Annotated in this window: 18 protein-coding genes; 11 read left to right on the top strand and 7 right to left on the bottom strand. The window is 70.2% G+C overall.

Features of this window, described 5'->3' with window-relative positions; translation table 11 throughout:
* Nucleotides 1-3: 3 nt before the first annotated feature.
* From ACWCRA_RS26790 to ACWCRA_RS26775, 4 genes are all read right to left on the bottom strand, one after another.
* Nucleotides 4-378: a hypothetical protein gene (locus ACWCRA_RS26790; protein WP_451068788.1), complete on the bottom strand. Its 375-nt coding sequence runs from the start codon at nt 376-378 to the stop codon at nt 4-6.
* Nucleotides 375-749 carry a hypothetical protein gene (locus tag ACWCRA_RS26785; protein ID WP_451068787.1) on the bottom strand — a complete coding sequence of 125 codons (375 nt, stop codon included), beginning with the start codon at nt 747-749 and terminating at the stop codon, nt 375-377. Before ACWCRA_RS26785 ends, ACWCRA_RS26790 begins: the two co-directional genes overlap by 4 nt.
* 165 nt (nt 750-914) lie before the next feature.
* Nucleotides 915-1178, bottom strand: coding sequence for a hypothetical protein (locus ACWCRA_RS26780; protein WP_351552324.1), 264 nt, complete (start codon nt 1176-1178; stop codon nt 915-917).
* Nucleotides 1175-1366 (bottom strand): helix-turn-helix domain-containing protein, encoded by a 192-nt coding sequence (locus tag ACWCRA_RS26775; RefSeq protein WP_451068842.1) that lies wholly within the window; start codon nt 1364-1366, stop codon nt 1175-1177. The genes ACWCRA_RS26780 and ACWCRA_RS26775 overlap by 4 nt, the downstream gene beginning before the upstream one ends.
* A 202-nt stretch (nt 1367-1568) precedes the next feature.
* Here ACWCRA_RS26775 and ACWCRA_RS26770 point away from each other — a divergent pair, with 202 nt between their 5' ends.
* The 3 genes from ACWCRA_RS26770 (at nt 1569) to ACWCRA_RS26760 (ending at nt 3975) form a co-directional block, all read left to right on the top strand.
* Nucleotides 1569-2084 (top strand): helix-turn-helix transcriptional regulator, encoded by a 516-nt coding sequence (locus ACWCRA_RS26770; RefSeq protein ID WP_451068786.1) that lies wholly within the window; start codon nt 1569-1571, stop codon nt 2082-2084.
* Between the two features lie 106 nt (nt 2085-2190).
* Nucleotides 2191-2613 (top strand): hypothetical protein, encoded by a 423-nt coding sequence (locus ACWCRA_RS26765; RefSeq protein ID WP_451068785.1) that lies wholly within the window; start codon nt 2191-2193, stop codon nt 2611-2613.
* Nucleotides 2614-2616: 3 nt separating this feature from the next.
* A complete protein-coding gene (locus ACWCRA_RS26760; RefSeq protein ID WP_451068784.1) occupies nt 2617-3975 on the top strand; it encodes a tyrosine-type recombinase/integrase in 1359 nt (452 codons plus the stop codon).
* An 11-nt stretch (nt 3976-3986) separates the two neighbouring features.
* On the opposite strand, the gene ACWCRA_RS26755 is transcribed toward ACWCRA_RS26760, so the two are convergent.
* A complete protein-coding gene (locus ACWCRA_RS26755; protein ID WP_451068783.1) occupies nt 3987-5225 on the bottom strand; it encodes an acyl-CoA dehydrogenase family protein in 1239 nt (412 codons plus the stop codon).
* A 176-nt stretch (nt 5226-5401) separates the two neighbouring features.
* On the opposite strand from ACWCRA_RS26755, the gene ACWCRA_RS26750 reads away from it, so the two are divergent.
* Nucleotides 5402-6064 carry a TetR family transcriptional regulator gene (locus ACWCRA_RS26750; RefSeq protein WP_451068782.1) on the top strand — a complete coding sequence of 221 codons (663 nt, stop codon included), beginning with the start codon at nt 5402-5404 and terminating at the stop codon, nt 6062-6064.
* A gap of 84 nt (nt 6065-6148) precedes the next feature.
* Here ACWCRA_RS26750 and def read toward each other — a convergent pair whose 3' ends face one another.
* Nucleotides 6149-6700 (bottom strand): peptide deformylase, encoded by a 552-nt coding sequence (gene def, locus ACWCRA_RS26745; RefSeq protein ID WP_351552345.1) that lies wholly within the window; start codon nt 6698-6700, stop codon nt 6149-6151.
* Between the two features lie 114 nt (nt 6701-6814).
* Between def and ACWCRA_RS26740 the strand changes: the two genes are divergently transcribed.
* From ACWCRA_RS26740 to ACWCRA_RS26720, 5 genes are all read left to right on the top strand, one after another.
* Nucleotides 6815-8053, top strand: a complete 1239-nt coding sequence (locus tag ACWCRA_RS26740; protein ID WP_351552348.1) for a MurT ligase domain-containing protein — start codon at nt 6815-6817, stop codon at nt 8051-8053.
* Nucleotides 8054-8090: 37 nt separating this feature from the next.
* Entirely contained in the window at nt 8091-8819 is a 729-nt protein-coding gene (locus ACWCRA_RS26735) for a type 1 glutamine amidotransferase (protein WP_351552351.1), read from the top strand.
* Nucleotides 8820-8964: 145 nt separating this feature from the next.
* Nucleotides 8965-9990: a 6-phosphofructokinase gene (locus ACWCRA_RS26730; RefSeq protein ID WP_351552354.1), complete on the top strand. Its 1026-nt coding sequence runs from the start codon at nt 8965-8967 to the stop codon at nt 9988-9990.
* Between the two features lie 113 nt (nt 9991-10103).
* A complete protein-coding gene (locus tag ACWCRA_RS26725; RefSeq protein ID WP_351552357.1) occupies nt 10104-11054 on the top strand; it encodes a cytochrome c oxidase assembly protein in 951 nt (316 codons plus the stop codon).
* A gap of 63 nt (nt 11055-11117) precedes the next feature.
* On the top strand, nt 11118-11276 hold the full coding sequence (locus tag ACWCRA_RS26720) for a hypothetical protein (RefSeq protein WP_351552360.1): 159 nt from the start codon (nt 11118-11120) through the stop codon (nt 11274-11276).
* On the opposite strand, the gene ACWCRA_RS26715 is transcribed toward ACWCRA_RS26720, so the two are convergent.
* A complete protein-coding gene (locus ACWCRA_RS26715) occupies nt 11262-11774 on the bottom strand; it encodes an ATP-binding protein (protein WP_451068781.1) in 513 nt (170 codons plus the stop codon). The genes ACWCRA_RS26720 and ACWCRA_RS26715 overlap by 15 nt on opposite strands.
* Before the next feature lie 372 nt (nt 11775-12146).
* Here ACWCRA_RS26715 and ACWCRA_RS26710 point away from each other — a divergent pair, with 372 nt between their 5' ends.
* Both ACWCRA_RS26710 and ACWCRA_RS26705 read left to right on the top strand, forming a co-directional pair.
* Nucleotides 12147-13193, top strand: coding sequence for a polyprenyl synthetase family protein (locus ACWCRA_RS26710; RefSeq protein ID WP_351552446.1), 1047 nt, complete (start codon nt 12147-12149; stop codon nt 13191-13193).
* A 95-nt stretch (nt 13194-13288) separates the two neighbouring features.
* Nucleotides 13289-14041: a lysophospholipid acyltransferase family protein gene (locus ACWCRA_RS26705; RefSeq protein WP_451068780.1), complete on the top strand. Its 753-nt coding sequence runs from the start codon at nt 13289-13291 to the stop codon at nt 14039-14041.
* Nucleotides 14042-14060: the final 19 nt, after the last annotated feature.

Genomic DNA, 14060 nt, shown 5'->3' with positions numbered 1-14060 from the left:
CGCTCACGACGTGACCTCCGTGGCCTCGCGCATCGCAGCCCACTCAGCGGCCGGGATGAAGCGGACCGCCGCGAGGTCAACTGTCACGCCGTTCACCAGGAACATCGCCCGTGCACGCTCTGTCCCCTGCCCCTCCCAATAGGAAGGGGCAGGGGACAGCGTGACCGTCAGCTCCGTACCCAGATAGGCGGCCCAAGCGCGGGCATCCGCGATCGTGGAGGTCTGGAGCGTCACGCTGGCCACCGAGGCGGTCGGCTCAGGGCGCACATCCAGCAGCGCGGGCAGGCCCTCAGCCCCGGCCAGGATCTGACGCGCTACGGACGCGCACCGGTCGGCGTTAGCCAGCATCTGCTGCACAGCAGTCTCGAAGTCGCTCACGCCGCCACCGCCAGCGCCCGCGCCAGCTCCGGCATCACGGACTCGCCCACCGGCAGCGGCACCGACACGCGGATCGGGACTCGGGCCCCAGAGGCCCCCGGTGGGGTGAAAGTTCGGAGGCTCCACAGCTGCACGCCCTCGAACGGCACGGACCGGTGGATCTCTCCGCCGAGCGCCTCCAGCCAGCACCCGAGGTCATCCGCCTTCGCGACGGACACGTAGACCGCCTCCGGGCGGGCCACGACGGTGGGCGCCGGCAGGGGCAAGTAGCCGAGCATCGCGGTGATCGCCGCGCGGTGATCGGCGGCCGCACGCAGTGCCTCGGCCGCCTGAGCGGTCCACGCGCTGGGCAGGCTGACCGTCGCGGTCATCGGAGATCACCGGGGCCCTGGGCGGGCCGCCGAGAGCGGCCGAGGGATGTGATGATGGAGGACATGTGTCCGTCCTTTCGATCGGTGTTGCGATCGGAATGGGTGTGATGCGCAGGGGTCGCGTACGGACCAGGCCCGGTCCGGGGCGGCCCCGACTCTTTTGGGTCAGCCAGCGCGGCGGGGCTTCTTGATCGAGAGCGGCTGTACGTCGAACTGCTCGCCGAACGCGCGGACGTGCTCGATACGGAAGGTGATCCGGCCGCCCCACCGGGAGAAGGGGATGCGGCGGGCGTAGGCGGCCTCGCGGAGCATCCGAGCGGTGGTGGGGAGCCGGAACGGGCCGTTGGGATCGACCAGCTCCTCTGGCGTGTAGTGCCTGATCAGAGCCTCGTCGGGGGCAGTTTCGCGCCCCTGGGTGATCGTGCTCACTGCGTCTCCTCTGGAGGATCGATAGCGGCAGTCGGCACCCGCAGTGCTTCGGCGATCCGCCGGATCTTCTCCGGGGCAGGTCGCCTGACTTCTCCGCGCTCCAGTCGCGAGAGGTAGCCGCGAGTGAGGCCGGTCTTCGTCTCCAACCCTCGAAGGCCCAGATTCTGGGCTTCCCTGAGGGCTCGCACTGCTGCGCCGTTCACTGTCACACCCAGAATCTAAGGGTTGCACCCCCAAGGTGCAAGCAATGTGCCTACGATCTACCCACAGTTTCCGTGGGAACAAGCGTCCGCATGCAACCTCGGGCCACAGTTTCTGAGCCATGCGCCCAGGTCACACGCCCGAAAGCTGGCTGTGTGGTTGCATAAAACTGCGGCAAGATGTGGAGGCATGACATGGAACTGGCCAGCGCTCGGTAACCACCTGCAAGCAGCCCGAGAAGCGCGCCGCATGACACAGCCGCAACTCGCGGACCGGGTAGGCGTCTCCCTGTCGACCGTGCAGTCCGTCGAGGCCGGCAAGCCGTTCGCCAAAGTGACGCCGACGATCCGAGCCATGGCTCGGATCGTCGGCTGGACGGAGGACTCCCCCGAGGCCGTGCTCGCGGGTGAAGAACCGTCCTATGTGGAGGACTACCCCCGCGCGGGCGGGGCTGAGCCTCCCCAGGAGGAGCAGGAGACACCCGCGCTCCCCCCGCTCATTGCCGAAGAGCTGCGGGAGGGGCAAATCCTGGGGTCGGGCGTCTACGACCTGACCCAAGAGGGATCATCAGCCCAGCTGATCGTGATCGTTAAAGGCCCGTCGGATGCCACCCCTGAAGACATGCGTCGCTATGCCCAAGCCTGGCGCCAAAAGGACCGAGCCCTAAGGAAGTTGGAATCCAGCGAAGGGGATTCGACTTCCTGACAGTTCATCATTTCCAAAAAGCACTCCACAGAAGCGGAAGCATATGATTGCATGATCCCACCAACGAGGGGGCCACCTTCGTATCTTGGGGGGCATTGTCATGCATATGCGCGTCCGCGTGGTGCGCAGTCACAAGATCCCGTCCGGGACAGTGACCGCAGAGGACACCTACACCGAAGAGGCAGAGGCAGCAGGACTGCGACAGCCGATTGAGACAGTCCTCGGTTTCAACGAAGATGATCTCGCCCCGACTGTCGTGGACGAACTGTCCGCCGGGTTCACCATCGAGGCTCAGGGTTGGTACGAGGTAGTCGACCCGTCACTACTCGCCGCCCTGCCTCCAGCGCCTCAGATCCGTGTCATCCGCCGCCGCGACCTCCCCCAAGGCGCCCGTGTGATGATCCAAGACGCCCTGGATGTCGTCACCATCGTCTTCCACGAGGACGAGATCACAGAGGCCGGCCGACTTGCGTACGAGAGGTTCCTCATCAAGCGCTCCAAGACGTGGGTGCGCCGGGAGGGGATCTAGGTCGTGGCTCACGCCGAGAAACGATGGTCCGAAAAAGACAAGCGCTGGTACTGGCGAGTTAAGTACAAGTTGCCCAATGGCAGATACGGGTCGACAAGCAGAGATGATGCTGGCAACCGCTTCACAACGGAGAGGTCAGCCGAAAAGTATGGCCACGCGCAGGAGACCGACGTACACCGCGGCACCTTTATTAACCCTCGCGACGGCGATAGGACGCTCGCTCAATGGGTTGCGATCTGGCTGAAGGCCATCGACGTCGGACCGCTAACGGAGAAGGAGTACCGCCTTCGAATCAAGAATCACATCCTTCCGGAGTGGGGTGCCGTAAAGATCAGGGAACTTTCCAGGGCAGAGATCGCGGCATGGGAGAAGGAGCTGCGCTCTCGTTTCTCGAAGAACTACGCGGACGGCATCATGTCCACGTTTCGAACTCTGATGGAAGACGCCGTCAGCGAGAGGCTTCGTGCCGACAACCCCGTTGGCACCCGCAAGGGAGGGCGTCGGGGGCGGTACGTTCCGCGCACCACGGCTGAGGAGAGGGTCACGGCAACGCCTCGCCAGGCCCTTCTCATCGCGCGCAACGGGCTGGCGATGCACGGCATCAACCAGTACGCCCTCGTCCTGACGTCCGCGTACACCGGTCTACGGATCGGCGAGGTGGCTGGGCTCCATCGGGACCAGCTGCAGCTCAAAGACGCCGGCGCTGGAGCACGGATCTTCCTGCGAGACCAGGCGCAGTACGTCCATGGGGCCTTCACCCAGATTCCGGCGAAGTACGACTCGGGACGGGGGCTCATCATCCCGCCGTTCCTGGCCAGCCTCCTCAGCCAGGTCATCGGCTATCGGCCGGCCGGGGAGTGGGTTTTCACCGCCCCCAAAGGAGGCCGTCTCCTGCGGGGTGGCGACTGGTACTCGTATATATGGCATCCCATGTGCGTTGGCCGAGCACCACGCGGCATAGTGCGAGGGGCCAAGGCCCGGCTGGGCATCCGGCCTGTGACGGGGACAGAAGGACTCACCCCTCACGGTCTGCGGCACAGCCAGAAGGTGTGGCTTGACGAGGGCGGCCACCCCCGAGTAGCGGTAGAGGCTCGCATGGGACATGTGCTGCCGGGCGTTGAGGGGACGTACTCCCATGTGACCGTCTCGATGGAGCTGGCGATCGCGGCGCGTCTTCAGCACCTCTGGGAGAGTTCACTCAAGGTGGTACCGGATCGTCGTGAGTACGGCCCCTATCCGCCCCTGGCACCCGGTCGGCGGAAACGATCTCCCAAAAATCTCCCAGAAGCTCTGGCCGCTGTTCAGCGATGTTCGGCAGCGCCATCAGCTGGCTCAGTCGGCGGCACGATGGCTAGCCACTGACCTGGTGAAAGTCAGCGGATCGGGAGGCCGGAGAGGGTGCGGGCGATGACCAGGCGCTGGATCTCGCTGGTGCCCTCGAAGATGGTGTAGATCGCCGCGTCCCGGTGCATCCGCTCCACCGGGTACTCACGGGTGTAGCCGTTGCCGCCCAGGATCTGGACCGCCTGGGCGGTGACCGCGGTGGCGGTCTCGCTCGCGTAGAGCTTGGACATGGAGCCCTCGGCCGAGGTGAAGGGCTTTCCGGTGGCCGCCATCCAGGAGGCGCGCCAGACCAGGAGGCGGGCCGCGTCGATCCGGGTGCGCATGTCGGCGAGCTGGAAGGCGATGCCCTGGTTGTCGATGATCGGGCGGCCGAACTGGGTGCGGGTGCGGGCGTAGTCGAGGGCGACCTCGTAGGCGGCGCGCGCGGTGCCGACCGCCATCGCGCCGACGGCGGGGCGGGAGGCCTCGAAGGTGGCCATGGCGGCGTTCCTCAGCCGCTCGCCGCCGCGCCCCGGGCCGTCCGCGCGGCGCTCCCGGGCGCGGGCGAGGCGTTCGTCCAGCTTCTCCTTGCCGCCGAGGAGGCAGTGCCCGGGGACCCTGACGTCCCGGAGGACGACCTCGGCGGTGTGGGAGGCGCGGATGCCGTGCTTTCTGAACTTCTGGCCCTGGGTGAGGCCGGGGGTGCCGGGCGGGACGACGAAGGAGGCGTGGCCCTTGGTGCCGATTCCGGGGTCGACGACCGCGACGACGACATGGACACCGGCGATGCCCCCGTTGGTCGCCCAGGTCTTGGTGCCGTTGAGCACCCATTCGTCCCTGGCCGGGTCGTGCACGGCCCGGGTGCGCATGGCGCCCACGTCCGAGCCGGCGTCGGGTTCGGAGGAGCAGAAGGCCGCGACCCGGACATCGTCGGCGTCGCCGTACATCTGGGGTATCCAGGTGCCGATCTGTTCCTCGGTGCCGTTGGCGAGGACGCCGACGGCGGCCAGTCCGGTGCCCACGATGGAGAGGCCGATGCCCGCGTCGCCCCAGAACAGCTCCTCCATGGCCAGCGGGATGCCGAGGCCGGTGGGATCGAAGAACTGCTGGGCATAGAAGTCGAGCGAGTAGATGCCGGCCCTGGCCGCCTCCTGGATCACCGGCCAGGGGGTCTCCTCGCGCTCGTCCCACTCGGCGGCGGCCGGGCGCATGACCTCGGCGGCGAAGCCGTGGAGCCAGTCGCGGATCTGCGTCTGGTCGTCGTTGAGTTCGAGGGTGAACCCGGCCATGTCCCCTCCAGCGCTGCGGAGCCCCCGGACGGAGGCACTGGACGTTACTTGCGGTAACGGCAGTGTGTTGCCGGTGGGAAGGGTGTGTCAACCGGGACGGGACCGATCCCCCGGCCGGGTGCGGAGTGTTAGTTTGCGCAGGCGTGACGCAATCGCTCGGGCGGGGAGATGCACCGATGGAGACCACACAGCAGTCCTCCGATCAGGCTCGGCCGGCCGATCAGCGCCGCCGGGAGCTGCTGGAAGCCGCGGACCGGGTGGTGCTCCGGGACGGCCCGAAGGCCTCCATGAACGCCATCGCGGCGGAGGCGGGGATCACCAAGCCGATCCTGTACCGGCACTTCGGCGACAAGGGCGGCCTCTACCGGGCCCTGGCCAAGCGCCACACCGACGCGCTGCTCGACTCCCTGCGCGCCGCGCTGGACGCGCCGGCGGACCGGCGGGAGCGGATCGAGGCGACGCTCGACACCTATCTCGCGGCCATCGAGACCCGGCCGCAGGTGTACCGCTTCCTGATGCACCCCGCGGAGGACACCCAGCAGCCGGAGCCCGGCTCGCCCGAGGCCGGCTTCGACGTGGGCCGCCACTCGGCGCCGCTGCTGCGGAGGCTGGGCGAGGAGCTGGCGAAGGTGATCCACGACCGGGTCGACCTGGGACCCGACGGGGAGCGGCTGGCCCGGGTCTGGGGCCATGGCATCGTCGGCATGATGCACGCCGCCGGGGACTGGTGGCTGAACGAGCGCCCCTGCTCGCGCGCGGAGTTGGTGCGCAGCCTGGCGGATCTGCTCTGGGGGCGGCTCGCCGCGGTCCCGGACCGGGCGGGCGGGCCCGGCTTCTGACACCCCGTCCGATCCACCCGCCTTCCGGCACCCCCTCCGGCCCCGTCCGCACCGCGGACCCGGTGCGGCGCGGCGCGGCGGTGCTCAGCGGTCGCCGGGGCGGGACCAGGGCGCCCGGCGGGCCGAGCGCAGCAGCCGGGAACGGCGCAGCCCGGTGAGCCGGTCCGGATAGACCAGCCCCTCCAGATGGTCGTACTCGTGCTGGAGGCAGCGGGCGAAGAACCCGGTACCCGCCACCCGCACCGGCGTACCGTCCATCCGCACCCCCTCCACCACCGCGTGGTCGAACCGCTCCGTCCCCGCTTCGAGGCCCGGCAGCGACAGACACCCCTCGGGGCCCCGCACCACCACCCCGTCCGCCTCGGTCAGCCTCGGATTGACGACATGTCCGAGATGGCGTACATCGTCGTCGTCGGGGCAGTCGTAGACGAAGACCCGCAGCCCCACGCCGACCTGGTTGGCCGCGAGCCCCACACCCTGGGCGGCGTACATCGTGGCGTACAGGTCCTCGATGAGCCGCCCGAGCGCGGGACCGAAGTCGGTGACACTCTCACAGGGGCTGTGCAGCACCGCGTCCCCGAGCAGGCTCATGGGCCGCACGAGTCCGGAACTGCCGGGGATCGGCCGGTTTCGCATGGCGCCAAGCCTACGTTCAGCCGGGGGTCCGGCGTTCCGGGCGGTGCCGAGGTTCGGGGGCGGGTCCGGACGTGGATAGGCTTGGGCCGACCGATGCAAGGAGGATCAAGGACGATGTCAGGCAACTCGGAGCCACTGACGCCGCGCGCCAAGCTCGCCGTGACGGCCGGCAGAGCCGCAGCGGCGGTCTCCCGCGCCGCCGGACGCGGCAGCGGCTCGGTGATCGGCGGCCGGGTCGCGCTCAAGCTCGACCCGGATCTGCTCGGGCGGCTGGCGCAACACCTGGACGTCGTCCTCGTGTCGGCCACCAACGGCAAGACCACCACCACGCGACTGATCGCCGAGGCGCTGCGCGCCGCGGGCCCGGTCGTCTCCAACGCGCTGGGCGCCAATATGCCGGCCGGTATCACCTCCGCCCTCGCGGGCGGCTCGGATGCCAAGTTCGGTGTGATCGAGGTGGACGAGAAGTACCTCGCCGGGGTGGCGCGCGATGTGACGCCCAAGGCGATCGCGCTGCTCAACCTCTCCCGCGACCAGCTGGACCGCGCGGCGGAGACCCGGATGCTCGCGGAGAAGTGGCGGGAGGGGCTGGCCGGCTCCAAGGCGGTCGTGATCGCCAACGCCGACGACCCGCTGATCGTCTGGTCCGCCTCCTCCTCCCCGCACGTGGTGTGGGTGGCGGCCGGCCAGGAGTGGAAGGACGACGCCTGGTCGTGCCCGTCCTGCGGCGGTGTGATGCAGCGCCCGGGCGATGACTGGTTCTGCGGCGAGTGCGGCTTCCGCCGCCCCACCCCGAGCTGGGTGCTCAGCGGCGACTACGTCCTGGACCCGCACGGTTCGGCCTGGCCGATCCGGCTCCAGCTGCCCGGCCGCGCCAACAAGGCCAACGCCGCCACCTCCGCCGCCGTGGCCGCCTGCTTCGGCGTTCCGCCGCAGGTGGCGCTGGAGCGGATGTACTCGGTGCAGGCCGTGGCCGGCCGCTACGACGTGGTCAGCTTCCTGGAGCGCGATCTGCGGCTGCTGCTCGCCAAGAACCCGGCGGGCTGGCTGGAGACCTTCTCCCTGATCGACCCGCCGCCGACCCCGGTGATCCTCGCGGTCAACGCCCGGGGCGCGGACGGCACCGACACCTCCTGGCTCTGGGACGTCGACTACACCCGGCTCGCGGGCCACCCGATCTCCGTGATCGGCGACCGCAGGCTCGACCTGGCCGTCCGGCTGGAGGTCGCCGGCCTGGACTTCCGGGTGTACGACACCGTGGACGACGCCGTGCGCAACGCCCCGCCGGGACGGATCGAGCTGATCGGCAACTACACCGCCTTCCAGGACGTGCGCCGCCGCGTCGGCAACTGATCCGACGAGCCGCAGAGACTTTAAGGACATCACAGACATGAGCGACAGCAGTCTGCGTCTGGTCTGGGTCTACCCGGACCTGCTCAGCACCTATGGCGACCAGGGGAACGCCCTGGTCGTGGAGCGCCGGGCCCGGCAGCGCGGGCTCGATGTGCAGCGGGTCGACGTGCGCAGCGACCAGCCGATCCCGACGTCGGGCGACATCTATCTGATCGGCGGCGGCGAGGACCGCCCGCAGCGGCTGGCCGCCGAGCGGCTGCGCCGGGACGGGGGGCTCGCCCGGGCCGCCTCCAACGGCGCGATCATCTTCTCGGTCTGCGCCGGCTACCAGATCCTGGGCCAGGAGTTCATCAACGACCTCGGTGAGCGCGAGCCCGGCCTCGGGCTGATCGACGTGGTCTCCACCCGGGGCGAGGGCGAGCGGTGCGTCGGTGACGTACTGGCCGATATCGACCCCCGTTTCGGGCTGCCGCAGCTGACCGGTTTCGAGAACCACCAGGGCGTCACCCACCTCGGCCCCACCGCCCGCCCCTTCGCCCGGACCCTCATCGGCCGGGGCAACGGCACCGGCGACGGCACCGAGGGCGCGTACAACGGCACCATCTTCGGCACGTACATGCACGGCCCGGTCATGGCCCGGAACCCGCAGATCGCGGATCTGCTGCTGAAGCTGGCGCTCGATGTCAACGCGCTGCCGCCGACGGACGACCGCTGGTACGAGGCGCTGCGCGACGAGCGCATCGCCGCGGCGACCCAGCCCGCCTGAGGCCGGCCCGCCGAGGGCTCCCGGGGCGTCCCATCTGATGGGACGCCCCATTCGGTTCCCGCCACCGACCGCCGGTAGGGTGACGGAAAACCAGCCGGACGACGTGGTCCGGGAGTCGGCCCACGTTGCAAAGGTATTTCGGGCAATGCGCATTGGTGTGCTCACCTCCGGCGGCGACTGCCCCGGCCTGAACGCCGTCATCCGCTCCGTCGTGCATCGCGCTGTCGTCGACCACGGTGACGAGGTCATCGGCTTCCACGACGGCTGGCGGGGCCTGCTGGAGTGCGACTACCGCAAGCTCGACCTGGACGCCGTGAGCGGCATTCTCGCCCGGGGCGGCACCATCCTCGGCTCCTCCCGGGTCCGCCCCGAGGATCTCCGCGGCGGGGTGGAGCGCGCCCTGGGGCACGTCGCCGACCTGGGGCTCGACGCGATCATCCCGATCGGCGGCGAGGGCACGCTCAAGGCGGCCCATCTGCTCTCCGAGGGCGGTCTGCCGATCGTCGGGGTGCCCAAGACCATCGACAACGACATCGCGTCGACCGATGTCACCTTCGGCTTCGACACCGCCGTGGGGGTCGCCACCGAGGCGCTGGACCGGCTGAAGACCACCGCCGAGTCCCACCAGCGGGTGCTGATCGTGGAGGTCATGGGCCGGCACACCGGCTGGATCGCCCTGCACTCCGGCATGGCGGCCGGGGCGCACGCGATCGTCGTGCCCGAGCGGCCCTTCGACATCGGCGCGCTGGCGAAGCGGGTCGGCGCGCGGTTCGAGGCGGGCAAGCGGTTCGCGATCGTGGTGGTCGCCGAGGGCGCCAAGCCCGTCGAGGGCTCGATGCGCTGGGACGAGGGCGGCAAGGACGTCTACGGCCACGAGCGCTTCGCCGGGGTCGCCCGCCAGCTCTCCGTGGAGCTGGAGGAGCGCCTCGGCAAGGAGGCGCGGCCGGTGATCCTCGGCCATGTGCAGCGCGGCGGCACCCCGACCGCGTACGACAGGGTGCTCGCCACCCGCTTCGGCTGGCACGCGGTGGAGGCGGCGCACCGGGGCGAGTTCGGCATGCTGACCGCGCTGCGCGGCACGGAGATCGTGATGGTGCCGCTGGCCCACGCCGTGGAGACGCTGAAGACCGTCCCGGCCGAGCGGTACGCCGAGGCCCAGTGCGTGGTGTGAGCCCCCGGCGGCGGTGAACCGCGCGGAACCGCCCCCGGTCGTGATCGCGGCCGGGGGCGGCTCTAGTCTGGTTCCGGCAAGCCGCACAACCAGGACGAAACAGGAGCCGGCGGATGGATCACAGCGGGCACGGCACGTCGATGGACCTGCCGCCGTTCACGCTGGGGCGGGGGCTGGAGTTCTCGCCGGACGCGTTCTTTCTGACCGGCTGTCTGCTGGCGCTGGCGCTGTACGGATGGGGGGTCCTGCGGCTGCGCCGGCGCGGCGACGCCTGGCAGCCGGGCCGCACCCTCTTCTTCGTCGCCGGTGTGCTGACCGTGGCGCTCGCGATGTGCACCAAGCTCAATGACTACGGCATGGTCATGTTTAGCGTGCACATGGTGCAGCACATGATCATCAGCATGGTCTCCCCCATTCTGCTGCTGCTGGGGGCACCGGTCACCCTGGCGCTGCGGGCACTGCCGGTCGCGGGGCGGGGCCGCACGGGGCCGCGCGAGCTGCTGCTCGCCCTGCTCCAGAGCCGCTATATGAAGATCGTGACCCACCCCGCCTTCACCATCCCGCTCTTCATCGCGAGTCTGTACGGGCTCTACTTCACCCCTCTCTTCGATCTCCTGATGGAGTCGAAGCCCGGCCATATCGCGATGATGGTGCACTTCCTCGCCACCGGTCTGGTCTTCTTCTGGCCGATCATGGGAGTGGACCCGGGGCCGCACCGGCCCGGCTATGTGATGCGGATGCTGGAGCTGTTCGCGGGCATGCCGTTCCACGCTTTCTTCGGCATCGCGCTGATGATGGCGAGTGAGCCGATGGTCGGCGCCTACGCCAGCCCGCCGGCGTCCCTGGGCATCGACGCGCTGGCCGACCAGAACGCGGCGGGCGGGATCGCCTGGGCGTTCAGCGAGATTCCCTCGGTGCTGGTGCTGATCGCGCTGGTCTTCCAGTGGTACGGCTCCGAGCAGCGCCAGGCGCGCCGGACCGACCGGGCGGCCGACCGGGACGGCGACAAGGAGCTGGCGGCGTACAACGCCTATCTCGCCTCGCTCGAAGCGCGCGGCCGGTAGCGCGAACCGGGGTCTCCGGGTGACGATGACCTTCAGCGGCCACAGCGGCCCAGGAGGGCGCATATGTCCGGTTCGACGAAGGCGATGGGCGTGCTCACGGTCTCGACCCTGGTGGTCGTGACCGCGTACACCGCGGCACTCGGCAGCAATGGCTGGCTCTGGTTCGGCTGGGTGGTGCTCGGCCTGGTGACGATCGGGGTGGTCACCTCACAGCGCACCTGACAGCGCGCCCGGCGCCGTTCCCGGCCCCTGGCGGGCCGGTACGGCGGCGGGCAGCGGCCGGGTCTCCGGCGCGGGGCTTCCCGGCGCCGGGGAGGTCAGCGGCGTCCGTTCGGCCCGCTTCACCCGGCGGCTGAACCAGATGACCTTGCCGGTGGCGGTGGCGCAGGTGCCCCAGCTGTCGCTGAGCAGCGCGACCGCGGCGAGCCCGCCCCTCGGCGGGCAGGAGCTGGTCAGCCGGGGCAGCGCGCGACCGCTGTCGGCGACCGAGACGGTGAGACGGCGGCCGGTCCGGCGCAGCTCCACCACACAGGTCTTGTCCCCGGGCACATGCCGGACGACATTGCCGATCAGCTCGTCGACCGCCCGGCAGACGGGCACGATATGCGATTCGAGCCTCCAGTACCGCAGATGCGCCGCGAGAATGCGCCGGATCTGCGGAATCCGCTCGATGGATGCCCGTACCTCCACGACGTACCGGCAGGCGGCCTGAATCTGCATGACCGTGGCTCCTCACCGCGACCGGGTCCTCTCGTCGGCCACAGGGTCCCCGAGTGCGGAGAGTGACCCCTTGTCGCTTTCGGGTCACTGACCAGCGTGACCCGGGGTGGAGCCGTCCGCAACACAGCGCGGTCGGGGCCGGGACGGGACAAGCGCCGGAAAGGATGATCCCTCCCCCACTACCATCGGTGCGGCCCGCGCGAAGCGGCCCGAGAGGAGAGAAGGGACACCGTGACACACACCGACGACACCGGTGCCGGCACCGGCATCGACACCGGTGCCGGTACCGGCGGGACCGGCTCCGGCACCGGGGCCGCCGGCGGCACCGCCACCGGAGCCGCCACCGACGCCGCCGCCCGGACCCGGGAGCGGGTGGCCGGCTACCGGCGCCGGTTCGACGCGCTGTTCGCGGCGTACTTCGACGGACTGCGGGAGTCCCTGGACGCCCCCGGCCTCTCCCGGTTCACCCCGCGCTGTCTGGATCTGCTGCGGGACCACTCCCTGCGGGGCGGGAAGCGGCTGCGGGTGGCGTTTCTGCACGAGGCGGCCCGGCTGGTGACCGATGACGACGTCCCCGGTCTGGACGCCGCCGCGCTCAGTGTCGAGCTGCTGCACACCCACGGACTGGTGCACGACGACCTCATCGACGACTCCCCCGTCCGCCGGGGCGGCCCCTCGGCGTACTACGCGTACCGCGAGGAGTTCCCCGGCCACCCCGGGACCGCCCTCGGACTGACGGTCCTGGCGGGCGATCTCGCCGCCTTCCTCTCGCTGCGGGTGCTGCTCGACGCGGAGCTGCCGTCCACGCTGCGGCAGGCGATGCTCGACGTCCAGGTCCGGGCGGCGTCCGACGCGGTTCTGGGCCAGATCGTCGATCTGGAGCGGGACTTCCCCCCGCTGCCCGGCGAGGACTTCCTGCACACCGTCTCCGAGTACAAGTCCGCCCGCTACTCGATCCTGGCACCGCTGCGGATGGGCCTGATCGCCGCCGGCGCGAACCCGGCCCGCCATGACGCGCGGCTGCGGCGGTACGCGGTGCTGGTGGGGATAGCCGAGCAGATGCGGGACGACTATCTGGACCTCTTCGGCGACGAGGAGACCACGGGCAAGCCCGTCGGGACGGATCTGCGCGACGGGCGCCACACCTACACCGTCCGCGCCCTTCTGGACGGGACCACCGGCGCCGAGCACTCCGCCGTGACCTCGGCCCTGGGCGATCCCCACTGCCCGGCGGAGACCGTCGAACGGCTCCGGGACCTCGCCCGGGCCCGGGGCATCGACGCCGCCCTCCGCTCCCGGACACGGGAGTACGCGCGGGCGGCGTCGGCCGAGGCCGCGTCCTGGCGGCCGTACTGGCGGGAGGACGCGGTGGCCTTCTTCGAGACGCTCCCGCTGTGGGGAGCGGAGCGGACGCGCTGACGGCCCCGGCCCGGGGCGCGGGCCTGCTTGAGTTTCCCCCGCGCCTGGAGGAACGTAGCCCTCGCCCGGATTCACCCCAGCAGGGAGACCCCTCGGTGTTCTACCACGTGCTCAAGTACGTCCTTCTCGGGCCACTGCTGCGCTTGCTGTTCCGGCCCCGGATCGAAGGGCTGGAGCACATCCCCGAGGAGGGCGCGGCCATCGTCGCCGGGAACCATCTCTCCTTCTCCGACCACTTTCTGATGCCCGCGATCCTCAGACGGCGCATCACCTTCCTGGCGAAGGCGGAGTACTTCACCGGCCCGGGGGTCAAGGGCCGGCTGACCGCCGCGTTCTTCCGCAGCGCGGGGCAGATCCCGGTGGACCGCTCCGGCAAGGAGGCGGGGCAGGCGGCGATCCGTGAGGGGCTCGGGGTGCTGAGCGGGGACGAGCTGCTCGGGATCTATCCGGAGGGGACCCGCTCGCACGACGGCCGGCTCTACAAGGGCAAGGTCGGGGTGGCGGTGATGGCGCTCCGGGCCGGGGTGCCGGTGATCCCCTGCGCGATGGTCGGCACCTTCGAGATCCAGCCGCCCGGCCAGACCTGGCCGAAGATCAAGCGGGTGACCGTGCGTTTCGGGGAGCCGCTGGAGTTCTCCCGGTACGCGGGCATGGAGAACGAGAAGGCGGTGATCCGGGCCATCACCGACGAGATCATGTACGCGATCCTCGGGCTCTCGGGACAGGAGTACGTGGACCGGTACGCGGCGGACGTCAAGGCGGAGCTGGAACAGGCGAGGAAGGGCCGCGGCCGGAAGCGGGACGGGGGCCGGGACGGAAGCCGGGAGAGCGCCCGGGACGGGACATGACACAGGGGCCGCCGGTGAC

It is taken from the genome of Streptomyces sp. NPDC001889, assembly GCF_053594535.1.
This window is presented reverse-complemented; position numbering and strand designations above follow the sequence as displayed.

Coding starts and splice junctions, on each gene's coding strand:
- ACWCRA_RS26785 (WP_451068787.1), bottom strand. CDS start 749: ATGACCGCGACGGTCAGCCTGCCCAGCGCGTGGACCGCTCAGGCGGCC.
- ACWCRA_RS26770 (WP_451068786.1), top strand. CDS start 1,569: ATGACATGGAACTGGCCAGCGCTCGGTAACCACCTGCAAGCAGCCCGA.
- ACWCRA_RS26765 (WP_451068785.1), top strand. CDS start 2,191: ATGCGCGTCCGCGTGGTGCGCAGTCACAAGATCCCGTCCGGGACAGTG.
- ACWCRA_RS26755 (WP_451068783.1), bottom strand. CDS start 5,225: ATGGCCGGGTTCACCCTCGAACTCAACGACGACCAGACGCAGATCCGC.
- ACWCRA_RS26750 (WP_451068782.1), top strand. CDS start 5,402: ATGGAGACCACACAGCAGTCCTCCGATCAGGCTCGGCCGGCCGATCAG.
- def (WP_351552345.1), bottom strand. CDS start 6,700: ATGCGAAACCGGCCGATCCCCGGCAGTTCCGGACTCGTGCGGCCCATG.
- ACWCRA_RS26740 (WP_351552348.1), top strand. CDS start 6,815: ATGTCAGGCAACTCGGAGCCACTGACGCCGCGCGCCAAGCTCGCCGTG.
- ACWCRA_RS26735 (WP_351552351.1), top strand. CDS start 8,091: ATGAGCGACAGCAGTCTGCGTCTGGTCTGGGTCTACCCGGACCTGCTC.
- ACWCRA_RS26730 (WP_351552354.1), top strand. CDS start 8,965: ATGCGCATTGGTGTGCTCACCTCCGGCGGCGACTGCCCCGGCCTGAAC.
- ACWCRA_RS26725 (WP_351552357.1), top strand. CDS start 10,104: ATGGATCACAGCGGGCACGGCACGTCGATGGACCTGCCGCCGTTCACG.
- ACWCRA_RS26720 (WP_351552360.1), top strand. CDS start 11,118: ATGTCCGGTTCGACGAAGGCGATGGGCGTGCTCACGGTCTCGACCCTG.
- ACWCRA_RS26715 (WP_451068781.1), bottom strand. CDS start 11,774: ATGCAGATTCAGGCCGCCTGCCGGTACGTCGTGGAGGTACGGGCATCC.